This window comes from Lysinibacillus sp. EB271-A1-10B, from assembly GCF_058791335.1.
On record NZ_JBYTDL010000003.1, the window covers coordinates 311,287 to 336,884 of the forward strand.

Below are 25,598 nucleotides of genomic sequence, written 5' to 3' on the forward strand. Positions count from 1 at the left end.
TTATCTTCAAAAACGGAACCCTTTAAACTTTGACAAGGGGTATTATTTTTAGAAGTCTCTAAGTAAGTCTGATTAAATCTAATATGTATATAGAATAATTTAAGAGGTTGATTACATTGATGAAAAAGGGAAAAAAATCAAATTATTTAGCGAAGATTTCTTTGGGAGTTATGAGTGCAGGATTTCTCATAACGATTCCATTTCAAGAAACCCTTATGGGAAAATTATTGCAAGGGGGATTTGAGGCAGGACTTGTTGGGGGGTTAGCAGATTGGTTTGCTGTAACAGCTCTTTTTCGCCACCCAATGGGTATACCTATCCCACATACCGCATTGCTTCCAAAAAACCGGAATAGAATGATTACAGCTCTTATAACCATGCTTGAAAATGATTGGCTCACTAAAGAAAGTATTAAAGAGAAAATCCAACAAATTAATTTTGCAGATAAACTAATACAACTTGCTGAGAAAGAATTGTCATCCGTAACTTTCAAAAGAAGAATGTGTTTAGTTCTTAAAGAGATAATTAATTTTGTAAATGTAGAAAAAATAGCTCCGTTTATGGAAAAGGTCTTAAAGGAATATCTTCATTCTTTAAAAGTAGAAAAAGTTCTTGAATCTATAATTACCCAAGCACTTCACAAAAAATTAGATGAAAAAGCATTGAACTATACCTTGACTGAAATCGAAAAGTGGATGTCAAAAGAAGAAGCAAAGCAGAAAATAGGAAGAATAGCCAAACAATTACTAGATAATATCGAAGCAGATGGCTTTTTAAAGATGGCCATTAGTTCTTTTCGTAATTTAATTACCGAGGAAAAGCTCGGAACTATGCTTCAACCATTTATGCTTAAAAAAATCATTCTTTTACAGAGTGATGATAACCCCTATAGGAATTTGATTCTTTCTCGAATTAGAGAAGAGTTAGAAGGCATACAAGATAAGGAACAATTAATGGTTGAAATAAATAATTGGAAGGAAACACAAGTAAACAATTGGAACACGGTAGATCAAATTACAGAGATTTTAAAGCAACTACAGAAGAAGTTGATTCTTCTAGTCGAAGATGAGGATTTTATTGATAAGTATGTGATCTCACTTATTCAAAACTTTATAAATAGCATAAAAACGCCTGAAAAAATGGAAAGTATTGAACATTGGATTCAAAAGCAAATTTTACACTACCTTGATAAGAACAATTCAAAAATAGGTGTTCTTGTCAAAGAAAATCTGGAAAAATTAGATAACGAAACTCTTATTACTATGATGGAAAATAACATTGGTAAGGATCTACAATGGATACGAGTGAATGGTGCAATTTGCGGGTTTTTCATAGGAATTATCTTAACAATCTTGAAAACTATTATATAGGATCAGTTCGTCAGGTAATCCTAATCCTGGTTGAAATTGTAGCTGATGGAGTTTATGTACGCAGGAAAGGGAATATATGCTATCAGTGTTTCATGGGGAGAATCACTGAACGCTCTAATCCAAAGTGTTAGCAACAAACCTATTGAAGGAAGTTTAACAATCAATCCAATAAAACCATTGCAGAAGAATTTTGGTCAATCCATATGAATACGGTAGCAGCAGCGACGTTTTATTCAGATAAAGATAGCTGATATACGGGTGCATAAATTAATGGCAAAGCAAAAACACAATCGGTTTAACGTGGTGAATTGCAACTGTATCGTAAGAAATATCACGAAGTAGCAGCAAATGGCTACGATGGATTTTCTTTATCAATTGGAATTAACAACTAATCATTTTTATAAATCCAATTTCCATTCCTATCTATTTGAAATAGTTATATAGTTATGACGTTTGACTTCGTTATTGAATATAAAGTGTTCAATTAAACTTTTAATAGCTATTACTATGTGGAAACTTTGTTTATTACAAATGAAATTGTAATAAACAATATGCTACATGGATGGCCGATAGGGCAGAATAATGGAATTAAGTTTAGTATTTTTTTAAACTACATCAAGTTGTATGTGTAACATATCATATCGCTTAAAAAAGTGCAAAATACCTCCTGAAGCAACCCGTCCTAGATTAGAACGGGTTAGTTTTACGGAGATTATAAAATTAAATAGCTATATTGTCACTTTATATTACTTCATCTGGTGGTTGTGTCTTTCTCCAGCCATAAAACTGCATGATGTCTTTTGATCATATAAATCATTTCATTTCCCACCTTTCATGTTTTTTAATTAAGAAAATTAATATTGACGAATACGAATATAATTATCTACTTTTCTTCGGTTCTCTTCAAAGATTTTTTTCGCATTTTCATTATGAAGTGCTTTCTCAAGAGAGATCTCACGTTTTGTAATAGTTATCGTGAGAGCAAAAAAGTTTAATATCATTTATGATCACCTCCTTAAATTACCATAAAAAATAAAAAAAACCGTAGAGAGACTCCTCTACGGTGAAAAAAGGCACAAAAATACCGCAGGGGCACACTTCTCCCTGCGGTATGGGTATGCTAAATTACAAAAAACTTAAGCGATCCATTCCGATCTGGTCGAATGTGTGATTTTCATTTTTACTTTAGTTGTGGCTAACAATGACATCAATTTAACGATAACGATCATCTCATTCGACCTCCTTAAGAATTTTATGTTTACTTTGTAAGTATATCTATATTTAAGTTGTTTGTAAACATCTTTTACTAAGATTTCCTGATTATTGAAGCGAGAGCCGTTATTTCTCATCAGGGTCAACGTATTACTGTTTAACGAGCTATCGTAGGGCTTCCTGTTAACTAGCGTATTTGCTATAGAATACACCTTAGAGGAAATTTGCGAAAAAGGTAAGTCAGAGGATGTCGGTATTGCTATGAACGATAGCTATGATTGTGAGATTGTCGTAGTCAATTAGTATGAAGAGAGTACAACTATTCAAATAAAATTAAATGAGTTGTATAAATTACCGCAAAATAGAGTGGACTTCATAAAATATAGACGCCAAAGTAAAATCTTTAGTGTCTTTAAATTTTTGAAATTGTGAGTTTGTCTGGACTTTCTTGTCCATATACACATATACAACAGATATTATGGGCGTTGACGTATCCAAGCCCTCCTCCACGTCAAATAATTTTAGTTTACATAATATAAATACCTTGGTCACAACTTTCTAGTTATCGGAAGTTTCCTATAATTTATCGTTCAAAAGGGGATTATTCGTTTAAATAATGCTAATTATCGTTCAATGTAGATTTGTCCAATATTCATAAAAATTATTCAAAGAGTGATGAACATAGCTAGGTGTTTCAGAATCACAATATATGTTCTTTGAGGATCAAAATAATTAAAACCTATCATTCTACAAAAAACCAATTTAAAAAATTCAAAGTAAAAATTCGATGTTCAGGAATTTAATTAAAATCTAAGAATATGATAATGAGGTATTCAAAATAATGATGAAAATAGTACCCTCCAAGCTTTTACGGGAGTGTTAGGTAAAAATCAATGAACTGCAATGTATAATCTGAATTTTGTTAAGAGGAATAGAGAATCACTATTAAAGTAACTTGGATAATGTAGGTTTCTTAAATGCTAATGAAGGGAGTGATTATTTGGAAAACGACTGGGACAAAGCTATTGGCTCTCTTTCTAAAATTAAAGTATTTTCAAATCCAAATAACGATCCAGTAACCATAAGTGGTGAAGCTAATGATTTGAAGTGTATAGGTGTTGGGACAGATGCGGCTGTTTTTCAGTCTCTTTCTGCCCCAGCCTATGCATTTAAAATATATGCTAAGGACAAATTACACAAAGTAAAAGTTGAAGCAAATGTTTATCAATTATTAGAAGATTCACCTTTCTTTTCAACATGTTTTGCTTCATATGACGAATATCTTATTTTAGGCTATGAAGAAGGAACGACTCTCTTTGACTGCATTCTACAAGGTATTCACATTCCAGAACAGGTTGTAAATGAAGTGGAGGATGCAAGGGAATATGTTCGGAATAAGGGCCTCAACCCCCGTGATATCCATTTGAAAAATATTTTACTACAAAATGGAAGAGCAAAAATAATTGATGTCTCTGAATACACATTACAAGGTAATGATTTTCGATGGGAGCATTTAAAAAAAGGATATGAGCAATACTATCATTTAATAGATGGAAATTCTGTGCCGTTTTGGTTAGTAGAAACGATTCGAAAGTGGTATAACCAGCGGGGAAAGAATTCTTCATATGAGGAGTTTACAAAGAATATTTTAAAACTTCTGTTTAAAAATAATTGAACTAACCGGGGCTTTACTTCATCTATGGAGGAAAAACCTTTTCTACTTAAACAAACGAAGTGTAAAATGATAAGAACTTCGGGTCCAATTATTTTATATTCTTCTCCCTATCTATAATAAATTCTAATAACAATTTGATACTTTTAAAAAAATACATTATCAGGTAATTTTTATATAAAAAGTGTAAATCAAAAGTATTCCGCAATCGGGCGCTTTTCTGTAATGAGGAAAGCATCTTTCTTCATGAAAAGGGCCATATTGTTTAATTGTTAAACTGAATTCTATATATGGTAAAATTATATTATAGAGAAGGGTTTGCATGAATTTTTCTGGAGATACGGTAGATATGGTTGGATTGTTGTTTCAGTTAATACCTATATTGTTAGTAGCGTTACTATTAAGATGGGTTCAGATTATTTGGGTAAATATTGAAATCCAAATTGAACAAAACAAAGAAATCATCTCTTTACTCAAAAAATAGTAGAGAAAAGATAAGAGGAGATAAAAAGCAATGATTGAACAATGTAAATGTGATGAAACATATGATTTAAGAGTAGAAGCAGATATCGGGGCTGATGCTATATGGTGTAATAAATGCCTCTGTAACTTTGAAATATCATATGTTCCAATTTCCATCGAACTGCAATCGGAATTAACAAAATGGATATTAAAATATGGTGAGTGGATTGATTGGGCTAATGATGAAATAGTTCCTATTGGAATTGAACTTGAAGAAATACATAATCAACAAGGATTAAAGCTAACGGAAAAAGTAAGGAAGGAACTTGAAGGGAAATACAAAGTTTCATTTTCCCCTTCTACATTTGCAAAAAGGCATGCAAACAAAAAGAAGTAAACTGCTATTACATAAACAGGCGCATTACTTTTAAAAGGAATGCGTCTTTCTTCATCTAAAGGGCCAGATTGTTGAATTGCAAGCCATCCAAAACAGTTTTGGGGTTCAGTTCAACTTTGTTCAAAATGAGATTAATTATTAGCAGTAAAATCAATTAAAGTATAGCTTTTTTGATCAATTTTTATAAAACTAACAAAAATACTTGCAACACCTATTATAGGACTGTATAGTACTAATTATGACAAGGGTAAAATTAATGAATCAAAAACGTGTGATTGAAGTAGCTGCAACATTATTTTTAGAAAAAGGGTTTGCTTATACAAGCATGGATGAATTAGTTCGTGTAAGCAAAGTTTCAAAGTCTAATGTGTATTATCACTTCTCTAATAAGGAAGAATTGTTGGAAGGGGTCGTTGATTATTGGATAGAAATGTATCAATCTGCAATTGATGGCTTACTATCTCAAAACCAATTATTAGTTGAAGATCGTATCCAACTGTTTTTAAAGCAATTATCACAAGGAGTTCAGACGAGAGAATATAAGGGGAGCTGTCCATTTATTACGCTTTATATTCAAAGCCCTGCAAATGCCACAAAAGTAAAAGGAAAAATAGGTCTTTTTTTTGCAGGATTACAAACGAAAGTTTCTCTATTACTTAAACAAGGGATAGAGAATGGTGAATTTAGAAAGACAATTAATATTGACGAGGTTGCATCTCTTTTTATTACAAATCTTGAAGGAGCGCTATTTATTTCAGAAACACTGAAGGATGCAACTGTAATCATGAAAACAGCAGATCATTTTTTTAACTTGCTTCGATAAAAGAAGCATTTTTTTTACATCAAATTAGTACTGAATAGTACTAAAAGGGGGATTTATATGAGAACAGTATTTTTAACTGGTGGCACAGGTTTTATTGGAAAGCAATTAGTGAAGGAATTAGCCAAAGAGCATGTTACAATTCTTCTATTAGTGAGATCGAAAAGTAAAGCAACACGCATTTATCAAGAAAGAGGCATCTTAAAAGAGGCAGTTATGCACTTTATTGAAGGTGATTTGTCGAAAATAGACTTAGGTCTAAGTGCTGAAGATAAGGAGTTGGTATTGAAAACGGATGTGATTATTCACGCAGGTGGCCCCATGGATATTCAAGCGACAAGCAAAGAGGCAGCTTCCGTATTTTTGAATGGTGCCCAACATATTAGTGAATTCGCTAAAAATATTCATCGATTGAAGGGATTGCAACAATTTATTCATGTTGTAGGCTATATGAGTCCCTTTGATGATATAAATAGCAAGATTGCGATAGATGTGTTTAAAGAAGGAAACAATTTTTTGAAAATAAAAAATCCATATGAGAGAACAAAGTTTTTAGCAGATCTTTATATCCGTCAGCAGGCATCAACAGTAGGTTATCCGCTTTCAGTAATTAATCCACCAACTGTAGTTGGTAGTAGTAAAACAGGGAGTACGGAGCAAACAGGAGGCTTAGGCTTACTTGTGAAGAGTATGCGAAAGGGGCTCATGCCAGTGATCCCTGGAGGTAAGGAATATAGATTACCACTTATTGCAAACAATGAACTAGCAAAGTTTATTGTGCAGGTTTTCAGATTGGAGCAACCAACTATACAAACATATACACTTGTTGAAGATAAACAACATGATCAGAATATTTCAGAATTATTAGATGCTATGTCAGAAAGTATGAATATGACTGCACCTAAAATTTCTGCCCCATTGCCATTTATGAAAGCACTTATGAATAGTGGCGTAAGCAAAATAACCCAAATTCCTGCTGATGGGCTGAACTTTATTACAAATCGAACATTTTCAAATGGTTCAGCGAAAAAGATTATGGGAGAAGATTGGTTTAAGGAGACAAATGTAATGAAATTTTTCCCAGCCGTAATAGCTGATCTGGATTATCGCATGATGTATCAAAATGGCCAGCCCAGTCATTTATTTAAACGAACATTATGTAATAATACTACCATTTACCAATCACAAGGAGAGGGTAAACCGTTTATTTTATTACATGGTTTATTAAGTGATGGAGAGGATTTATTTCCTTTAGGGAAAGAGCTTCATGAAAAAACGGGTCGACCTGTATGGATCATGGACCTTCCAGGTTTGGGACGTTCTCCTTTTAAACGAGAGAAAAATCTTTTAAATATCTATTTGAATGTAGTGAAAAAGTTATTGGAGAAAGCTACTAACGGTGCCCATCTAATTGGCCATTCATTTGGTGCGTATATTCTTTTGGAAGCATTAGTACAAAAGTACATAGATAAGAAGTATACAATTACTTTACTTCAGCCACCTGTTGCTAAAAAAAATGCTAAATTGATAAATGTTCCTCAATTTTTGAACAAATGGACATTGAAATTGGCAACTACTAATTTGATAGAGCGTTATTTATTAAGTAATGGTTTATTTGAAAGTACGGAGAGCATCCCTGAACATTATATTGAAAAAATAAGTAACAGTTTTACTTCTCCTAGAATTTTAAATACCACGGTTCAGCTTAACAGTTTACTATTTAAAAACGTTCAAGGTGATTTCAATGAAGTAACAAAGTATAATCTTCGCATTATTTGGGGGGATTATGACAGAGGCTATTCTGCTCCTTCGCATCTTGGTAAGGTTGATTTTGTTCCATATGGTCATCATTTTCCTCTAAACCATCCGAGTGAAACGGCTAATTTGGTAATAAAAAATAGTAGTACTAGTAGATGAGAGTGTGGGATAAATAAAAAGTGGGTAGTAAGATCGTTATTGTAATTCTAATTTCTCTTCGTTTACTTTGAATAAAGTAGTATTGAATCTAATAATCAACAAAGATTAAAAAAACAGAACTAACAAGTATGGTTCTGTTTTTTTAATATGAATTTAATATCAAATTGAGAAAACACATAAGACACCAAAGTCTAAACAATTTTGTCATCAAAGTAAAGTATAAACTTTGATGTCCATGTACAGTAGTTAACCAAGCCCTCCTCCACGACAAATAATTTTAGTTTACATAATATAAATACCTGGGTCACAACAGAACTAATGGATTTAGAAACGATCTATGAACAACTACCAGTAGCATATGAAAACCTATTAAAAAATCCACACTATATTAATGAATTTAAGGATCAACTAATTCGTTTTACTTTTTAAAAAAAGGAGCACGCAATGTTATCGAATACAAGTCCTTATTCTAATAATGCTACACTTTTTTCTAATCCTTCAATTGAAGGTAAAAATGTAACATCACCGTTTCAAACAGCTGAAGTAAACCCTTATTCTTATCGTCAACAAGTCGGGTTTCAATCAGAAGGATTTACAATGCCGTCAACAAATATGAATTATCCTTATCAACCGCAATTAACAACTAATCATTTTCAGTCTAGCTATCCAAATCAATTGAACGGTTACGATTTTTCTAATAAATAATAACTACCCATTTACGGGTAGTTGCTTCCGTTTAAAAAATAAGGAATCAAAATATTCGAAAAGAATCAATTGCTTTCTTTTTCTGTTCAAACTTAACATGTGTATAGACTTGAGTTGATGTAATACTTTCATGGCCAAGTAATTCTTGCAGTGTTCGTAAATCAACGTTATCTTTACTTTGCTGTAACATCAATGTTGCAAAAGTATGCCGTAAGTGATGTAGCGAGAAGCGGGTAGGTGGAAGGCCTGCTTTTTTCAATACATCTTAAAAAATGACATGTAAACCCCGCGGATCTAATGCTTTACGATTTTTATTTAGAAAAACAGGTTCTGTTGGATAAATTTAATATGATCTTAAAGAAGCTTTATAGGATGCCAGAAGCGGCATTAAGTGTGGATGAAGGGGCAATATACGTTCTTTTTTCCCTTTTCCTTCTATTCGAATTGTTTCACTTACCAAATCAACTTGTTCCCAGGTCAATGAAACGAGCTCAGAACGCCTCAGACCTGTTGTTGCTAATAATTTAAACATTAGCTCATTCCGCATCGAAAAACGTGATTGGGAGCGCTCTAAATAGTCAAATAGCTGTTATAGATCCGTTAGTGTCATATAGACAGGAAGTTTATCATCGGTCTTTGGCGATTCAATCCCGTGCGTAAAATCATTAGCTGTGAATGATTTTAAGGAAGAAATTTTTCGGTTCACCGAACGAGGTTTTTGTTTTAATGATCCTAATAAATATTGGATAAAGCGACGTACTTGGGTCTATTCCATTGCTGCATGGAACACCCAGTTTGAAAAGTTCTTATCATTCGTAAGCAGGCCATATCGTTCCCAACGGTAAAGAGGCAAGTATTGGATGAACTTATCATAGATGAGTTTTGCTAGAACGGTAGGTCCCGCAATGCTTCTCTGAATGGCAGCTTGTGGGGCTTTCCCACGTTTCATTTGTGCTTTTTGTGTGGCATCCATTTTGCAGTGCTTGCACTCGTAGGTATGTTCAATATGCTGAATGCGCATCATTTTTGCCGGAATGAATTTTGCTTCTTCACGCGCAATAGTTGTACCGGCTTCGGTCATTGGGCCAAGGTAACAGTCGCATTGTGTATTGGTGGGATGATGGTGAATTTCTTCTATTTCAATCCCATCATGAAAAGAATCATTCCGTTTTTTTTGTAATTTACGCTTAACAGTTTAAGTAACCGTCGCTGAGCTATGTTCTTCTGTGTGCTCAGATTCGTTAAAAGACGGATCGTCATCGAATAAAGAGCCATGTCAGTCTGGCCCTTGATACTTTGATTTTTCCGATTTTGAACCATATAAAGCCTTGGTTAATTGGCGAACTTGTCCAGTCAATGCTTCGATTTGTCGATTTGACTGAGCTAATTGTTGCGCAAGTATTCGAATTAATCGTTAATTTTGATTTTCTCGATTAGGAACGTTCTTCAAATCATTCACCACATTTCCGTTCAGAATAAGTTATGGATGATTATACCAGGGAGTATAAAAGACACCTTTTGCAGATTTCGTTATCGCTTTTAGCTGCTGAAGCGGTAAACCTTCTAAAAGCCAGCGAAGTTCCTTTTGTGAAAGGTTACGTACTTCCTTTTCATCTTTTCTTTTGTTTTTTGATTGCTACCTCACTCTTAGGATTTTTGTTGCAATGTGTATTCTCTATCAATACCTTATTTTTCAGCCATATTTACAATAGAAAGACCTTATTTCTTTATTTCCAAACTATTGGGGTTGGCGAATTGACATAAATGATTTAGAAAATATTTGGAGAACTTTTTACGAATTGGAAAATCAAAAATAGAATCTCTCTACTAAGGATTTGGGCTTGCCTTTTATTTTGAATTAAAAAATAATATGTTAGATTTGTTTGTCACATTAGTGTAACAAACCGATATTACTCTAGGTATGGAGGTGTGTTACATGAAAAAAATTCTATCAATCATGTTAATTGCTGCAATATTAACAAGCGTTCTTACGGGATGTAAGAAAGAAAAAATTAATACAGGTATAGAGGGTAAACCACAAATAAATAATTTAGACTTTAACTTTAGTGTGGATCCTGAGACACTTGCGCTTGAGGTGGAATCCAATGGAATTACTGAGAAATTATCTGAACCATTGGGGAAAATGAAAGTTTCAAATTTAAAAGACAGTGGAGATAACATTAGCTGGAACTACGCAGAACAGGGAATTAAGGTTGATATCGAAAAAAAAGATAAGTATGTTGATGTAACCATAAAATCCAGCAAAGATGAAGACAACATGTTTGCATGGCCAAAAGTGAAAGGTGACGGATATATGCTCCCATTAAATCAAGGGAAGTATATTCCAAGCAATGATTCAATTTGGAAAAATTACTTAAGTGAAGAAAAAATGAAGGTAATTGAGGCTTTATCTATGCAATTTTTTGCAGTTGATAAAAGTGGGTATTCACTAGTATATATAATTAAAAACCCTTATAATAGTGAAATTGTTTATAATACAGAAAACGATATTGAGTTTACTTTTAATCATGAGTTTCCAACTATTAATAAAGAGAAGGAATATGGTTTCAGAATATATTTAACGGAAAAAAATCCAGTAGATGTTGCAAAGACCTATAAAAATTATTTGATTGAACAGGGGAACTTCAAAAGCTTGGCGGATAAGGCTAAAGAAAATAGTAATATTGAAAAGCTTTATGGAGCACCTCATGCTTATTTTTGGGACAGAACTGTGATTTCAGAAGAAAATATTAAATGGGCAAAGCTGAGAGACAGTTTTCCCGAAAAACTGAAATTATGGATTCAGAGGCTATTAACTACTAATGTTGAGGATGGATCAGAGCTTTCATCAGCTTTTGAAGATTTAAAAACCTTAGATTATGTAGATAAATACAATAAAAAAAGAATAATAAAAGCCTTAAGTGCCGTAATGCAACTAAAGGAATTCTATAATCCGGAAGTATTTACTGAAACAGATAAAGATACTCAGAGGCTGTTAAACAAAGGAATAGAAAAATTAAATCCCGTTGAATTAATTGACCTAAATAAGAGATTATTAAAAAGCATGCTTGGAGAAGTAGTTGACCCAATAAAGAAGTGGGCAGATGCTAATACTGTGGATGTGATAAAGGACATGAAGGATTCTGGGCTAGAAAATATGTGGATCGGCTTGGATGATTGGCAGGAAGGATTCATTAAACCAGAGTTAGTAAAAGAAGCAGAAGAATTCGGCTATCTATTTGGTACCTATGATTCATATCATTCAATCCATGAACCAGGTAAAGAGAAGTGGGAAACTGCTAAATTTAAGGACACTTCACTTTACGAGAATGCAACTGTAACAAATAAAAATGGAGAAAAGATTGAAGGATTCCAAGGTGCAGGTAGAAAGTTGAATCCGACGCTTGCAATGCCTAGTGTAAAAGAAAGAGTAACTTCGATTTTAAATACTGGCTTAGCATTTAACTCATGGTTTTTAGACACAGATGGTACTGGAGAAATCTTTGATGACTATTCGCCAGAACATATTACTACTGAAAAGGAAGATATCCAGGCTAGGATTAAGAGAATGGAGTATCTGCAAAAAGAATGGAATATGGTAGTAGGAACTGAGGGCGGAAATGATTTTGCTAGCAAATCTATTGCCTTTGCACATGGAATAGAAACGCCATCATTTTCTTGGATGGACGAGGATATGGCAAAAAACAAACAAAGTGAGTATTACGTAGGGAGATACTATTCGAGTAATGGTGGAGTTCCCGAAATGTTTTCTAAACAAATACCACTAAAGGATAAGTACAAGAAGTTATTTTTGGATTCAAACTACACGATCCCATTGTATAAGTTGGTTTACAACGATTCAGTGATCACAACTCATTGGTGGGGATGGGGAACCTTAAAATTTAAAGACGAAATAACAAATAGAATGTTGTATGAGATACTTTATAATGTTCCTCCTTTATATCATATAGATAAACACGAGTGGGAAAAACATAAAGAAACAATTGTAAGGCATTCAAAGGTATGGTCAAATTTTAGCAAAAAAGCAATAACGAAAGAAATGACAGATTTTAAAATAATTTCAGATGATAGACTCGTTCAAATGACTGAATATGGCGAAGCATTAAAAGTAGTCGCGAATTTTTCAGAAGATAAATTTAACTATCAAGGCAAGACAATACCAGGAAAATCAGTGTTAATTATTGATGGAAATAGCAATACTATCTATTCACCGGAAAAAAAAGCGTGAAATTCGCAATAGTGTAACTGCTAATAATTTTCCTTTAGATAATCTTCAGAGAGGCTAAATCTGAACGCTAAGGAATAGTTTACAAGAAGACATAGAAGTAGCTTATCCATTGTGGAGGTTCATTGAAAAAAGGATAAAAAAGTAATAATTACGTATGCTGCAGTTAGCGTAAAAATATTAGAAAAAAGGTGAAGTTTACGTATTAAAATGTACCCTATAAGATAGACACTTTCAAAAAGGTCATCTTATAGGGTATTTTTGTTTATGTTGTAGAAGAAACGAGGAATAAAGGGCTGTCGGGAACAAGGCTAGGCTTGTCGTATTACATGAACGTTCGCAGCAAAGTTGACGTATCCAAGCCCTCCTCCACGCCAAATAATTTTAGTTTACATAATATAAATTATAGGAAGTTATGTATCAATGAAAAGTATACTAATAATAGTGAGACAAAACAGCTAAAAAAGTTAATTTAACTAGTAATGTTGTTTTTTAAGTATAAAATATGGGAACGCCCGATTTGGATGTTCCCATTCTTAATATGAAATCTGCGTTTACCTGCCTAAGCTTTTTGCATTTTACTTAGGAATACTATTTGCCCAATATGGTATGCGTCATGTAATGCTAAACTCTTCATTTCAAGCACTAATGATCTTTCTCCAGGTATCTGTCGATACAAATCTTCTTGTTCTGCTTTTGCTAGTATTTTTTCTAGTTCATTATGAACATCATAATATTCTTGTTTTGTTTCCTTCCAATTTTCAAACGTCAAAATTGGTAATCGAAATGTAGATTCATTATTATCTGCCCGTGGTTCATTCGCTGGATCACCAAGAAATCGCGTCAGAAGTCTCTTTTTATAGAAAAGTAAATTACAAACTAATTCCCAAATGGAATTCATTGCTCCCTCAGTTGGTTTCCAAAATGCCTGTTCAAAAGTAATTTCCTCTAGCACTTTTTCAAGTGCTGGAAACCAATCTTCTTCATCTAAGCAGCTTGTCCATTGTTGTAACAAAAGTGTCTTTGCATCCATTGTTTGTTCCCTCCAGTTTAATCCCTTTAATACATAATCCACTTTGTCAAAATCATTTACGGCTAAATATTTAAACAACTTTCACCAACCATTTTCTTTTCTTATAATGCGTTCTTTCTTCTAAGCCCTTTAATGCGCGAAATGACCATAGTCTGCTATTTCAGCTGCAGTTAACCTTCAATTGGAGATTAAAGTTTAAGCCATTTTGACTTCTGATAAACCATATATATAAATACGTCCTCTTTTTTGCATATTTCAATTGATATATGAATTCATCACAATCTTGCCACGCTAATTTACTCACACACAGAACATACGTTCTATACCTAAAAAACAGCATTTATTCATTAATTATAGTGATAATTTTCTGTTGAGCATCTAGAGCTTCAGGGATTGGCATAACAACAAACACATGATTCATTTTCGGATAAACAAAGGTATTGTGTTCAATTTCCTGTTCTGTTAGCTCTTCATCAAGTCTTATTGCATCTGGATATAAACATTCGTGCGTTCCAATAAAATGAGTTATCTTTCCAAGTCCTTTAAAGTCAAGGTTTATTGGACTAATCAATGGATCTTTTAAATCTTTATCAGCTGCCCATAACTTAGTAATGACTACCATTCCTTCACTTGCTAACATCGGATCGATTTCTTCATATTCAGCTATAAGAGGATTTTCAAAAGTCAAATCAACACTTGCTGATAATAAAATAATGTCTTTCGGTTGAGGCAAATTGTTCATTTTTACAACATGGGCCAGGCCAAGTGCTATATTACCGCCTGCCGAATCTCCCATGATTGTTAATTGATTTGAATTTTCAGCAGTTGCAAGCATTTCTTTATACAGATTTAGAATTTTCGGGTACGTATCCTTATAGTTAAAATGAGGCACTTTAGGATAAATCGGAACAATTATTTTCGCATTCAAAGATTGCGCCATTTTATCCAAGAACAACCAATGGAAACTTAAAGGTTGCTCCGTCCAAGCACCACCGTGTAGATATAGAATAGCTTTTTGCTTCAAAGACTTTTCGTCATTTAATGTGAAAACCTGCATTCCCTCGAATACATGCTCCTTCACTTCACTTAAAAATGTAACATCCTCTCCAATAACATAAGGTTTAGTGTTTTCAGTACCTTTTTCCTTAACAAACTGTTCGGTGTTTGCAATACTAGAAAAACTCTCTTTATTACTTTCAGCAATTATCCATTTTTCGAATTGAATACTTTCTTCTGAACGTTCTCCGTTATAAATAGTTACACCCATCTTTTAGTTTTCTCCCCTTTAAATAAACATTTTTATTGGTTTCAAAACATAGAATAATGATTTGTAATAGCTGTGAATCTTAGAAGTTTTTCAACAGTTTTACAAATTATCAATCTTCATTATACATTATTATCCTTTTTTAACTAAATATAAAAAGTCCAAAACTATTTCTCCATTTTTAAGACAAATAGTTTTGGACTTTTAATTTTTACATATGCTTTCTACTTATTTGTTTAAAGGCTAGTAGAACCCTCTTAAGAGTGATTCAACAATTTCGAAGTAAGTTGAACGACAAGAAGTTTGCAACGTCTAGAGAACGCTATATGTCGCTTTAGGACGTTGCAAACAACTAATTCAGCTTATTTTGTTATACGTGTACCTGCTTTTCCGTCTAATGCAGTTACTGCTTGATCGATTGAACAAATGATAGACTCTTTCCCTAATTTCGCAAATTCTATAGCTGCTTGCATTTTTGGTAACATACTACCTGCTGGGAATTGTCCTTCTGCAACATACTGCTCAGCTTCTGCTACAGTAATATGGCTTAATTTTTGCTCATTTTCTTTCCCAAAATTAATATAGACATTTGGTACATCTGTTAGCATCATGAAAACATCCGCATTCACTTGTTGTGCAAGCTTTAATCCTGAACGATCTTTATCAATTACTGCTTCAATACCTTGTAATTGACCACTGTCTTCACGATAAACAGGTATTCCACCACCACCAGATGAAATAACAATTGTTTCATCAATTAAACGTTTAATTTCATCTATACCATGAATCACTTTAGGTTCTGGTGAAGGCACAACGCGTCTGTATCCCCGACCTGCATCTTCTGCCATCGTAAAGCCTTGTCTTTCTAGACGCTGCGCATCTTCTTCCGAGAAAAATACACCGATTGGTTTAGTCGGATTTTTAAACGCTTGATCGTCCTTGTCCACTTCTACCATCGTTAGCAATGTCACCACATTTGTAGCAATGTCTCGTTCTTTCATATGGTTTTTTAAAGCTGTCTCCATCATATAACCAATGAACCCCTGTGATTCTGCGTTACAAACATGGATTGGTAGTGGTTCAACAACATTTTTAGCAGCTTCGTTTTGAGCAATAATATTTCCCACTTGCGGACCATTGCCGTGTGTAATGACAATTTTATGCCCCGCTTCTCGAATTTCCACCATATGGCCTGTTGCCGACACTACGTTTTTGAATTGATTTTCATAAGTTGCTTCTTGTTTTGGCTGTAAAATGGCATTACCGCCCAAAGCAATAACTACACTTTTCCCCATTTCTTTCACTCCTTAGTTAATGACATGTAAATGCCATATAACGTATCCATCCCGGATGATGAACCTACATTTATAAGCCTTTTCATACTTTCTAAAGATGGATCATGCTGCAATGCTGTAATCTTCGAACTAAATAGACCATCTAAAGCACATGTTATAAAACGCTTACTAACAATGGTTGTTAACGGTTCCTTCATTAAAGCTTTTAACGTTTCTAGATGTTTATGTTCGATAAAATGATTGATAAAATGTCCGTACAAAATGCCGACCAGTATATCGTCACCAGTTGGTGTTAGGCCTTGTCCACGTCCAATGAAGTAACGAAGTGTCTCCTCAAGATTTTCAGATGGATCTTGTAATCGATTGATCAAGGACAACACACGTGCACGTTCAAAATCTGTTGAATCATAGGCTTTAAATGAAATGTCTTGAAAATTTTCTTTTAATTGAGTGATATTTGCATGTTCAAAATCCATATTTAAAGGGAGTGTTTTTGAATTCAACAACATGTCAAATCGGTTATGAGTAAGACGTTTATGACGAACTGTTAACGTATCTCCCACTTGAATATAAGTCTTTATCGTTTCTTTCGTTTGTGGATCAAGCAATATACCAAACGGAAATGTCCCATTTTCATCGGTACCAGCAAATATCAATTCACCATTTTGATCAACGATATTCAAACCTTTTTCAAATATACTGTGTACGGAAAAGGTATTACCTTCATTTAACAATGGAAGTGCGATTGACCCAACCGCACTTGCTTGTAAAATCATCCTTTAAAGCCTAGCTTTTCGGCATAAGCTGTAATAGCTTTTTCGAAACATTCGATTGGCGGATGGACTGTACCGGCACCAATTTGTCCGTAACCCGCAATTTTGTGGGCAATACCTGTGTTGATGACTGGAGTGATCCCTGTTTCAACAACTTTCCTAGCGTCGATGCCTAAACATGCGCCTTTGAAGTCCCAAGTTGGGATGACAAAGTTCGGATTTTCACTAATACAAATTTCAGTCATTTGATTACTCGTTTCAAGCGCATCATTAAATCCGCCCGTACCTACAAAGCGTGTAACTGCAGGAGCTGCAATCATTGCCATGCCGCCCACACCGATTGTTTCTGTAATCGCTGAATCGCCCATATCTGTGTTTGCATCTTCTGCTGAGTAACCAGTGAAATATAATCCTTGTGGCGTATTAACAGGAGCCGTAAACCATTCGTCTCCCATACCCGCAATACGTATACCAAAGTTTTCACCGTTTCGGCACATCGCAGTAACAACTGTACCGTGTTCGATCGTACGCGCTGCATCCATCATCGCCTTACCAGCCGCCATGGCAATGTTTAAGAAAAATTGGTCTGTGTCAGCTAAGAACTGGATTACTTCTGTACATTGTTCTTTTTCAACGTCTTCTAATGACGTAATGATTGGCGCTATTTCTTTTAAAAACGCAAGTGACGCAGCAATATTACGTTGGTGGAATTCATCACCCATGGCAATCGCTTTCGCAAACAATACGTTAACGTTCAAGCCTTCAGCCAATGTTCTTAATGCTTTACTTAACACTGGACCTAATACGTCTTTCATCCAGTGTAAACGGTTGATTACTTGCTCATTATAAGCGCCAAAGCGTAATACGGCTCCAATCCCTTCGTTCATTTGACAGTACGCCTCGTGACCACTCTCTTTGTTAACAACGACAAGGACTGGCATATTAGGTGATGTGATACCACCCATTGGCCCAACCGCATTCACATGGTGACATGGAATAAATGTTATCTGATCATTTTCAAGTAGATCACGTGCACCTTCCTCGTCTTTTGCCCATCCTTCAAAAAGGATTGCGCCAACGCAGGAACCTTGCATAGGATCTGTCATGTTTTCATATTTCATTGGAGGTCCAGCATGTAATAACACATACTCTTTTAATTCTGGAATAACAGACTTAGCAGGTACAACATCCGTTAAGAATGGTGCTGCTGCTATGATCTTTTGAATAACGGCTTCGTTTGCTTCATTGATTGTTCTGAAACCCATTAGATTGTACCTCCTTCATAATAGTTTAAGAATTGAAGTACTTTCATTAACTTCTCATCGCCACCAGCAATTGGACGCCAATTAAATTGAACACATTCCGAGCCACTGTTTTGAACAGCTTCCGTAAAGCTTTTTAGCCCAATATTGATCACACTTGGTTTCATATTGATGAACGACATCACTTTATCATCTACTGCTAAATTTTCTTTTGTATAGTCGAATTTTTGTACATCGACAATTGGTTGTTCCACTTTACCGCCTATAAGTTGGATAGCTGTGCGAACCATTTGGTCGTTTGTCTTACAAATAATTGCACCGCTCTCTTTTAAGATCTCCATTTGTTTCTCATAACCTTGGATGTCCTGTGCTGTACCAACAACTGTTGCAAGCACTGCAAGTTGACGACCATCTTGACGTGCACTGTCTAAAATACGTTTGATTGCTGGTGCTAGTTCACTGGCCATGTCTTCATGCCCACCGTTACCAATGACGTTATCAATCATAATGACCGCTGTTTCAGGATCGTTAACGGATTTTTCAAGCATTTCGATTCGTTTTTCAGGATCAATCATCGGGTGTGGTTTACCTTTTGTATAAACATCATCACCTAAATCGATAATTTCATGAGTGTTTGTTTTTAAAACATAGCTATCACTTTTCTCTTCAGTCATTGTATCTTTGAAAGCATCTCTCACTAGCATCGCTGCTTCAGATGCTAATGTACCGCCTGAATAATAACCTTTAATACCAACTTGTGATTCTTTTAATACAACGTTTACATCAGCTGTTGTCGGTTCGAAATTCGGTTTGTCCCCATTTGATAATTGGACAGCTACAACTGCTGCTTCTTCAAGTGTATAAGCATGATAGATGTTCTCTTCTTGATAGGAAGGTTTGTCACCTAAAAATAGCGTAACAACTGGTTTGTCAATATTTCTTAATAAGTTTAATACTTTGCGTTGTACTTCCTCTGCAGGTGGTTTGGAGATCACTGTAATTACTTTTACTTTCGGATCTTGATTTAACGCTTTGATGCTATCTAACATTGTAATCGCACCAACTTCCGTCGATAAATCACGTCCACCTGTACCAAGAGCGTTCGTAACACCTTTACCATAACGGTCAATAATTGTTGTCACTTCTTGGATCCCTGTACCTGATGCCCCGACAATACCGATGTCGCCTTCGTTTACGTTATTTGTAAAGGCAAGAGGTACGCCGTGAATAAGTGCAGTACCACAGTCTGGGCCCATCACTAATAATCCTTTTTCATGCGCTTTTTGTTTCAATTTCACTTCGTCTTCTTTCGAAACATTGTCGCTGAACATGAATACATGCAAGCCTTCGTTCAATGCGTTTTCCGCTTCCATCGCAGCATATTGACCAGGAATAGAAATTAACGCTAAGTTCGGATTGTTCGCAAGCTCCATTGCACGTTTCCAGTTATGTGCTTCTTGACCTTTAGATGTATTTTGTGAATCTGATTCACCTTTTAAAGCGATCTCTACTTCTTCTTTCACTTCGTCTACTTTTTGTTCTTGATCTGTATCTACAACGATGACAATATCATTTGGCTTAGCTTTTTCTAATTCATCCGTGCCTAAGCCAGAAGATTTAAAAATGTCTTTATTCGCTGGTGTTCCCATCATGATTGATACTTTGCTTACACCATCAATTGCAGATAACTTATTTGATAAAAGCATTAACACGATGGAGTCTTTATAAGTGTTTTCTTTTATAATTGTGTATAACATGATGATCCTCCAATTTATTATTCTGCAAATCTATTTTTTCCGTGATAACGATCGAAATGAACATCGTCTGACACAAGGTAGTTATAAATATCGTCTACGATTTCAATACCTTCTTTATCATATTTCGCACTTCTTAATTTACCGCGTTCACCTGGATAATAAATTTCTCCATATCCCTCTGCAGCTGGCTGCCCTTTTAATTCATCGAGCATCGTGGAAATTTGTCGTTTGAAAGCATCTAAATTTGTGAAATAGGCAGGATTAATAACAATATGAAGTTGACCTAAGTCACGCCCTTTTGTTAAGTCTTGATACATGGAAGACACATGCATACCATGAGGGACTCCTAGAAGACTACCGGATAATATATCTACCATCATCATCAAGCCATACCCTTTTGCACCCGAAATTGGCAGGAGTGCATGAACATCTCTAGCATTCGTAGTTGGTGCACCAGTTTCATCTACTGCCCATGTATCTGGAATAGATTCGTTTTTACTTCTTGCGTCTAAAATTTTGCCCCAAGCTTGGACAGTTGTCGCCATATCAAATGTAATGATGCGATCATCTGCAGATGGTGCACTAAATGCAATTGGGTTTGTACCAAAGTAAGGTTCAGTCCCCCCAAATGGCACGGCCATAGGATCTGATTGACACATACTAATAGCAACCATATCTTGTTCTGCTGCCATCTCAACAAAATAACCTAACGCACCACTATGTGAGATATTTTTCATACCAACAACGGCAACACCTGATTGTTTTGCCATGTCAATCGCTTTTTCCATTGCTTGTTTTGCCACTTGGTGACCTGGGCCATTATCTCCACCAAAAACAGCAGAGCATGGACCTGTTTGTTCAAATGTATAATTTGGATTTGCGGTAATACCGCCTTTTGCGATTCGTTCAGAATAGTATTCAACACGTACGGCACCATGTGAGTGAATACCTCTATGATCAGCGAATGTTAAAACATCTGAAACATCATGTGCCGCTCCTTCATTTAATCCCGCTTTTATAAACTTTTGTTTCATTAGATTAAATAGTTCTTCCTTCGATACACGCATCTTGTCAGCCCCTTTTCTTACATCACTAAAATATTTTGTCAGATTCTACATAAGTGAATTTCTTTTGTAACGGAGATACCTAATGAATCTTTCGATAGCTTCAAAGATTCATTAGGCCTCCTCTTTATAGGTCAATGTCTCGGTTTGCATCTTTAGAATAAATATATGAGAATGGTTCATCTAAACCAATTGCATAAGTTGCTTGTGGTACATAAGCGCCCATAAAGATATAATCCCCTTTATCAACTGGCCTCCATTCGTTATCTAAGTTATACATTCCTCGGCCACTTAAAACGTACGCACCGTGTTCTTGAACATGTGTTTCAATGTAACCGTGTGAAGCACCTGGTTTGAATGAAAGAATATGAATGTTCATGTCATATCCGATCTCTTTTGGTAATAAATCTTGGATTAATACTTCTTTCATACCTTCATAAGCTTCTTGTTTAATGTCGTTCACATTACCTGTCACTACATCAGGTGTATGTCCTTTAAGTGGATGCCCTTTAAGTGGTTGATAACGTTTTTTATATAAAAATAAGCGGCTATCCTCACCGTTATTATTATTTTCAAAAGTTAACTGTAGGTGTGGCGGTACATATAAGTATCCACCTGCCGTTAATTCGTATTTTTCACCAGCTGCATAAGCGTTGATTGTGCCATTAATAACGTATACAAATGATTGAATACCTTCACCAGCGAAACCAGTTTTATTTCCACCTTCGTTTTTAACAGTCACTAAGTAATCTACGAATCTTGCGCCTAAACGTGGTGATCCTAAAATTGTTACGTCACAATCTTGAAAGCCAGGTACAACATTATTCACTAAGCCATCTGGTGTGATTAAAGCGTAATTATCTTTTTTAATGACAGAACGTGTTTCTAATAAACCTTCTCTGTATCCTTGATTAAGATTTAAGTAACCCATCAGTAAATCCGCTCCTTTTCAATGTTTATTCTTTATACGCTAGTTCATAAAGTACATCTGCTAATACTTCGATGCCTTTAACTAGGTCTTCTATCTTCGTCTCTTCTGTGATATTGTGACTAATTCCACCAATAGAAGGTACAAACAACATCGCCGTTGGAACATATTGCGCGAAGATTTGTGAGTCATGTCCTGCACCAGATGGCATCACTTTATATTGATCACCTACATTGTTTTTTGCTGCTTGTTCAATAATTCGAACGATTTTTTCATCCATCAATGTTGGTGCCTCATCCATCCATAAATTAATGTCGTAAGTCATGCTATTTGCTTCAGCGACTAGTTTAATTTTGTCTTCGATTTCTGCAGCAAAATCATTTAATAGTTGCTGATCAATATGACGACAATCTATTGAGAACGTAATTTCACCAGGAACTACATTTACTGTGTTTGGTACAAGTGTGACATGACCGAACGTTAACACAAGTGGTTCCCCAATTTCTCTAGCACGTTTTGTTAAATCAGTGACAATTTCACTATAGGCAACAACTGTATCACGACGTAATGACATTGGCGTTGTGCCTGCATGATTTGCTTCACCTTTTAAGTTGATCGTGAAGCGTTTTTGACCGACGATTCCATTAACAACACCGATTGTTTTGTTTTCCGTCTCTAACACCTTACCTTGTTCAATATGAATTTCAACAAATGCTTTGATGTCTTTGCGTACGTCAGTCGTATTACGATAATCAAAACCTGATTGACGCATCGCATCTTCGAACTTAATACCTTCAGCATCTTCAATTGTGTCAACATCTGATTTTTTAGCTAAGTTAAAGAAGTTTTTGCTACCCCAAAATGTATAAGGGAAACGACTACCTTCTTCTTCTGCAAGCGATAATACTTCTAATGAGCGCAATGGTTGACCATGCTTTTCTTTTAAATATTTCACAGCCACGAGTGCAGATAAGATACCGAATTGTCCATCTAGATGACCACCTTTAACTACTGTGTCGATATGTGATCCTGTTAAAATTGTTTCTTCCGGATATTTACTGCCAACAAGACGCCCAGATAAGTTACCGATGTCGTCGAATCGTGCATAGAAGCCTTCTTCTTTGAATGTTGTTTCCAACTCACGAACGGCATCATTCCATTCTTGAGAATATAAAAGACGTGTAATACCACCTTGTTCTAAACCGCCAAAGCTTGTGAATTTCTTATCTAACAACTCAAAAGTCGATTGAATATCCATACTGCTTTCACTCCTTCCTTCTACACTTTTATTATAGGGCCTTCCTTATAACCATTCATTGACACAACGAACAATAATGGAGGGTCCTTTTATGCACTTTAAACAAAAAAATTAGTAAGGAGCAAGTAGCCGTGAGGTAAAAAAGAATGCTGTTCGCTATCGATTATGTAAAGGGACTAAAAAGGCGTTTGAGCAGAGCAAATAATCGAGTTTATCTTTACGTAAAAACAAAAACCACATAGTAAATCTATGTAAAAACTTAGATTTACTATGTGGTATATTCATTATTTACGTCATTAGAGGATAAATGATAACCCGAGTGTCATGATACATACGAGAAGGAGCAAGCCTAAACTATATCGTATTGTATATTGAAAAATTTTTGACTCATTCCCGGTTTGATTAACGGCTGCCGCTGCAATCGCGATAGATTGTGGTGAAATCAATTTCGCTACGCTTCCACCAGCCGTATTCGCAGCCATTAGCAATGATGGTGAGATGCCAATCTGCGTTCCGGTAACTACCTGCAAGCTGCCAAATAATGCGTTATTATTCACAACAGATCCCGTGAGAAAAACACCGATCCATCCTAATACTGGACTAACAAATGGGAAAAATTCACCCGTTTTGGCAAGCGCCAGTCCTAGAGAAGTGCTAAGCCCAGAAAAGTCCGAAAGATTAGCAAAAGCCATTACAAGTACGATTGTAACAATTGGTAACCATAGTTCTTTAATCGTGTCACCTAATAAATGAACGGATTGTTTGATATTTAATGCTGGAAACAGGACACTTGTTAAAATGATGGCCAATAAAATCGCCGTTCCCGTAGCCGAAACAAAGTTAATATTTAAAATAGCTGGTATAGCATTTGCTTCTGTTACGATCGGTGGTGTACGCATGATTTGCTCATGTAATCCTGGCATTTTCAAAGCGACAGTCGTAAAATCAAGTGCACCACCATCTACAAATAATTGTTTAAATGCAGGCAAGCTCCAAACGGCAATAACACCTGTAAGTATATAAAATGGTGACCATGCTACCAAAATCTCTTTCATCGAATAGTTTTTTAATTTCCCTGTTAATTCTACCCCTGGTTCATGGTAAATCGTTTTCGGTTGCCACTTCCTTAAGAATAACGCTAAAGCAACCATACTAACTAAAGAAGGAATAATATTCGCAAGCTCCGGCCCGATCATAGTAATTGTCAGTAAATGAAGCACTGAATAGACACTACTAACGACTAAAATAGCTGGGAATATTTCTTTTATTCCCTTGATTCCATCTAAAATAAAAATGAGGAGAAAGGGTACGACAAATGATATTAAAGGTAATAGATAGGCTGTCATTCTTGACAGTTCTAACGTTTCCAACCCACCTACTTCAGCACCAGTAATGACAGGAATTCCAACTGTACCAAATGCGCCCGTAGAGGCATTGGCGATTAGACAAAGTCCGGCAGCTTTAATCGGATGAAAACCAAGCGTCACAAGTAAGGCTGCACAAATAGCGATTGGAACACCTAATCCGGCCGCTCCTTCCAAGAAAGCATTAAAACAAAAGCCAATGAGCAATAATTGCAGTCTTTGATCCTCGGTAATATTCGCTATACTACCACGTACGATTTCAAATTTTCCGGCTTGCACAGAAATTTTGTACAACCAAACAGCCATAATGACGATATAACCTATAGGCCACAGCGCTTTACCTGTTCCTAGAAGAATGGCCGCGAAAGCTTTGGCAATCGGCATATCGAAAATTCCGACTGAAATGATCATAGTAACCCCTAAAGTTAAAGCCGCTGCATAAATACCTTTTAACTTAAAGATTGTTAAACTAAGTAGAAATAGGAGTATAGGAAGAAAGGCTATGATGCCACTCACTATTTCGTTTCCAAGTGGATTGTATTGTTGATCCCACATCGTTGTCACTTCTTTCTAACGTAGTTATTTCTAACATGGTTTAGTTGAGTAAAAGTGAATTTCTTTGTTCGAGCTACTTTAGCATGCTATCCTTGTTGTAACCCGCTTTTCAAAAACAAAGCATTACATAGAATATTTTGACCTAGTTCAAGCATATGAATCTCCTTTACTATTTCGAAATAAAGGATTATACGTATAATAACCTTCAAAAATAGTATACAATCAGAGAGATAGCTTATCCTTG

Annotated in this window: 19 protein-coding genes and 2 pseudogenes; 8 read left to right on the forward strand and 13 right to left on the reverse strand. The window is 35.3% G+C overall.

Annotated elements, in window-relative coordinates; genetic code table 11:
• The first annotated feature begins 119 nt into the window (after nucleotides 1–119).
• Complete coding sequence (locus AC3WSK_RS06805; RefSeq protein WP_492413378.1) at nucleotides 120–1,370, forward strand: DUF445 domain-containing protein; 1,251 nt, start codon at nucleotides 120–122, stop codon at nucleotides 1,368–1,370.
• An 854-nt stretch (nucleotides 1,371–2,224) separates the two neighbouring features.
• On the opposite strand, the gene AC3WSK_RS06810 is transcribed toward AC3WSK_RS06805, so the two are convergent.
• Nucleotides 2,225–2,371 (reverse strand): YrzI family small protein, encoded by a 147-nt coding sequence (locus AC3WSK_RS06810; RefSeq protein ID WP_427483668.1) that lies wholly within the window; start codon nucleotides 2,369–2,371, stop codon nucleotides 2,225–2,227.
• 1,211 nt (nucleotides 2,372–3,582) lie between these two features.
• Here AC3WSK_RS06810 and AC3WSK_RS06815 point away from each other — a divergent pair.
• From AC3WSK_RS06815 to AC3WSK_RS06840, 6 genes are all read left to right on the forward strand, one after another.
• Nucleotides 3,583–4,257, forward strand: a complete 675-nt coding sequence (locus AC3WSK_RS06815) for a serine/threonine protein kinase (RefSeq protein ID WP_079562641.1) — start codon at nucleotides 3,583–3,585, stop codon at nucleotides 4,255–4,257.
• 319 nt (nucleotides 4,258–4,576) lie between these two features.
• Entirely contained in the window at nucleotides 4,577–4,738 is a 162-nt protein-coding gene (locus AC3WSK_RS06820; RefSeq protein WP_170939005.1) for a hypothetical protein, read from the forward strand.
• Nucleotides 4,739–4,768: 30 nt separating this feature from the next.
• Nucleotides 4,769–5,113 carry an immunity protein CdiI family protein gene (locus AC3WSK_RS06825; protein ID WP_079562620.1) on the forward strand — a complete coding sequence of 115 codons (345 nt, stop codon included), beginning with the start codon at nucleotides 4,769–4,771 and terminating at the stop codon, nucleotides 5,111–5,113.
• Between the two features lie 256 nt (nucleotides 5,114–5,369).
• Nucleotides 5,370–5,936, forward strand: a complete 567-nt coding sequence (locus AC3WSK_RS06830) for a TetR/AcrR family transcriptional regulator (protein WP_079562621.1) — start codon at nucleotides 5,370–5,372, stop codon at nucleotides 5,934–5,936.
• Nucleotides 5,937–5,993: 57 nt separating this feature from the next.
• Nucleotides 5,994–7,850, forward strand: a complete 1,857-nt coding sequence (locus AC3WSK_RS06835; RefSeq protein WP_492413249.1) for an alpha/beta fold hydrolase — start codon at nucleotides 5,994–5,996, stop codon at nucleotides 7,848–7,850.
• A gap of 444 nt (nucleotides 7,851–8,294) precedes the next feature.
• Nucleotides 8,295–8,555, forward strand: a complete 261-nt coding sequence (locus tag AC3WSK_RS06840) for a hypothetical protein (protein WP_079562623.1) — start codon at nucleotides 8,295–8,297, stop codon at nucleotides 8,553–8,555.
• Between the two features lie 46 nt (nucleotides 8,556–8,601).
• Here AC3WSK_RS06840 and AC3WSK_RS06845 read toward each other — a convergent pair.
• Together AC3WSK_RS06845 and AC3WSK_RS06850 are read right to left on the reverse strand one after the other, a co-directional pair.
• A pseudogene (locus AC3WSK_RS06845) lies at nucleotides 8,602–9,129 on the reverse strand (tyrosine-type recombinase/integrase); the annotation flags it as partial.
• Between the two features lie 201 nt (nucleotides 9,130–9,330).
• A pseudogene (locus AC3WSK_RS06850) lies at nucleotides 9,331–9,963 on the reverse strand (IS66 family transposase zinc-finger binding domain-containing protein); the annotation flags it as partial.
• Nucleotides 9,964–10,491: 528 nt separating this feature from the next.
• On the opposite strand from AC3WSK_RS06850, the gene AC3WSK_RS06855 reads away from it, so the two are divergent.
• The gene (locus AC3WSK_RS06855; RefSeq protein WP_079562624.1) at nucleotides 10,492–12,804 is read left to right on the forward strand and encodes a glycoside hydrolase; all 2,313 of its coding nucleotides are present in this window, start codon (nucleotides 10,492–10,494) and stop codon (nucleotides 12,802–12,804) included.
• A 559-nt stretch (nucleotides 12,805–13,363) separates the two neighbouring features.
• Here the strand turns inward: AC3WSK_RS06855 and AC3WSK_RS06860 are convergent.
• The 10 genes from AC3WSK_RS06860 to AC3WSK_RS06905 all read right to left on the reverse strand — a co-directional run bounded on the left by AC3WSK_RS06860 (nucleotide 13,364) and on the right by AC3WSK_RS06905 (nucleotide 25,354).
• Complete coding sequence (locus AC3WSK_RS06860) at nucleotides 13,364–13,834, reverse strand: DinB family protein (protein ID WP_492534996.1); 471 nt, start codon at nucleotides 13,832–13,834, stop codon at nucleotides 13,364–13,366.
• A 340-nt stretch (nucleotides 13,835–14,174) separates the two neighbouring features.
• The gene (locus tag AC3WSK_RS06865; RefSeq protein ID WP_427483665.1) at nucleotides 14,175–15,101 is read right to left on the reverse strand and encodes an alpha/beta hydrolase fold domain-containing protein; all 927 of its coding nucleotides are present in this window, start codon (nucleotides 15,099–15,101) and stop codon (nucleotides 14,175–14,177) included.
• A gap of 359 nt (nucleotides 15,102–15,460) precedes the next feature.
• Nucleotides 15,461–16,393, reverse strand: coding sequence for a carbamate kinase (gene arcC / locus AC3WSK_RS06870; RefSeq protein ID WP_079561844.1), 933 nt, complete (start codon nucleotides 16,391–16,393; stop codon nucleotides 15,461–15,463).
• Nucleotides 16,394–16,398: 5 nt separating this feature from the next.
• On the reverse strand, nucleotides 16,399–17,169 hold the full coding sequence (locus tag AC3WSK_RS06875) for an oxamate carbamoyltransferase subunit AllH family protein (RefSeq protein WP_427483664.1): 771 nt from the start codon (nucleotides 17,167–17,169) through the stop codon (nucleotides 16,399–16,401).
• On the reverse strand, nucleotides 17,166–18,431 hold the full coding sequence (locus AC3WSK_RS06880; protein WP_079561846.1) for a YlbE family protein: 1,266 nt from the start codon (nucleotides 18,429–18,431) through the stop codon (nucleotides 17,166–17,168). Before AC3WSK_RS06880 ends, AC3WSK_RS06875 begins: the two co-directional genes overlap by 4 nt.
• Nucleotides 18,431–20,185, reverse strand: coding sequence for an acyl-CoA synthetase FdrA (locus tag AC3WSK_RS06885; protein WP_492413255.1), 1,755 nt, complete (start codon nucleotides 20,183–20,185; stop codon nucleotides 18,431–18,433). The genes AC3WSK_RS06880 and AC3WSK_RS06885 overlap by 1 nt, the downstream gene beginning before the upstream one ends.
• A 17-nt stretch (nucleotides 20,186–20,202) precedes the next feature.
• On the reverse strand, nucleotides 20,203–21,252 hold the full coding sequence (gene allD, locus AC3WSK_RS06890) for an ureidoglycolate dehydrogenase (protein WP_079561848.1): 1,050 nt from the start codon (nucleotides 21,250–21,252) through the stop codon (nucleotides 20,203–20,205).
• A 124-nt stretch (nucleotides 21,253–21,376) separates the two neighbouring features.
• Nucleotides 21,377–22,180, reverse strand: coding sequence for a (S)-ureidoglycine aminohydrolase (allE, locus tag AC3WSK_RS06895; RefSeq protein ID WP_492413257.1), 804 nt, complete (start codon nucleotides 22,178–22,180; stop codon nucleotides 21,377–21,379).
• 25 nt (nucleotides 22,181–22,205) lie between these two features.
• Entirely contained in the window at nucleotides 22,206–23,435 is a 1,230-nt protein-coding gene (allC, locus tag AC3WSK_RS06900; RefSeq protein ID WP_492413259.1) for an allantoate deiminase, read from the reverse strand.
• Nucleotides 23,436–23,731: 296 nt separating this feature from the next.
• The gene (locus AC3WSK_RS06905; protein ID WP_079561851.1) at nucleotides 23,732–25,354 is read right to left on the reverse strand and encodes a lactate permease LctP family transporter; all 1,623 of its coding nucleotides are present in this window, start codon (nucleotides 25,352–25,354) and stop codon (nucleotides 23,732–23,734) included.
• Nucleotides 25,355–25,598 lie beyond the last annotated feature (244 nt).

Excerpts from the sequence above, each read along its gene's own strand:
- AC3WSK_RS06855 (WP_079562624.1), top strand. The coding sequence starts at position 10,492 with ATGAAAAAAATTCTATCAATCATGTTAATTGCTGCAATATTAACAAGC.
- AC3WSK_RS06885 (WP_492413255.1), bottom strand. The coding sequence starts at position 20,185 with ATGTTATACACAATTATAAAAGAAAACACTTATAAAGACTCCATCGTG.
- AC3WSK_RS06840 (WP_079562623.1), top strand. The coding sequence starts at position 8,295 with ATGTTATCGAATACAAGTCCTTATTCTAATAATGCTACACTTTTTTCT.
- AC3WSK_RS06880 (WP_079561846.1), bottom strand. The coding sequence starts at position 18,431 with ATGGGTTTCAGAACAATCAATGAAGCAAACGAAGCCGTTATTCAAAAG.
- allC (WP_492413259.1), bottom strand. The coding sequence starts at position 23,435 with ATGGATATTCAATCGACTTTTGAGTTGTTAGATAAGAAATTCACAAGC.
- AC3WSK_RS06860 (WP_492534996.1), bottom strand. The coding sequence starts at position 13,834 with ATGGATGCAAAGACACTTTTGTTACAACAATGGACAAGCTGCTTAGAT.
- AC3WSK_RS06805 (WP_492413378.1), top strand. The coding sequence starts at position 120 with ATGAAAAAGGGAAAAAAATCAAATTATTTAGCGAAGATTTCTTTGGGA.
- AC3WSK_RS06820 (WP_170939005.1), top strand. The coding sequence starts at position 4,577 with ATGAATTTTTCTGGAGATACGGTAGATATGGTTGGATTGTTGTTTCAG.
- allD (WP_079561848.1), bottom strand. The coding sequence starts at position 21,252 with ATGCGTGTATCGAAGGAAGAACTATTTAATCTAATGAAACAAAAGTTT.
- AC3WSK_RS06810 (WP_427483668.1), bottom strand. The coding sequence starts at position 2,371 with ATGATATTAAACTTTTTTGCTCTCACGATAACTATTACAAAACGTGAG.
- arcC (WP_079561844.1), bottom strand. The coding sequence starts at position 16,393 with ATGGGGAAAAGTGTAGTTATTGCTTTGGGCGGTAATGCCATTTTACAG.
- AC3WSK_RS06865 (WP_427483665.1), bottom strand. The coding sequence starts at position 15,101 with ATGGGTGTAACTATTTATAACGGAGAACGTTCAGAAGAAAGTATTCAA.
- AC3WSK_RS06835 (WP_492413249.1), top strand. The coding sequence starts at position 5,994 with ATGAGAACAGTATTTTTAACTGGTGGCACAGGTTTTATTGGAAAGCAA.
- AC3WSK_RS06905 (WP_079561851.1), bottom strand. The coding sequence starts at position 25,354 with ATGTGGGATCAACAATACAATCCACTTGGAAACGAAATAGTGAGTGGC.
- AC3WSK_RS06825 (WP_079562620.1), top strand. The coding sequence starts at position 4,769 with ATGATTGAACAATGTAAATGTGATGAAACATATGATTTAAGAGTAGAA.
- allE (WP_492413257.1), bottom strand. The coding sequence starts at position 22,180 with ATGGGTTACTTAAATCTTAATCAAGGATACAGAGAAGGTTTATTAGAA.
- AC3WSK_RS06875 (WP_427483664.1), bottom strand. The coding sequence starts at position 17,169 with ATGATTTTACAAGCAAGTGCGGTTGGGTCAATCGCACTTCCATTGTTA.
- AC3WSK_RS06830 (WP_079562621.1), top strand. The coding sequence starts at position 5,370 with ATGAATCAAAAACGTGTGATTGAAGTAGCTGCAACATTATTTTTAGAA.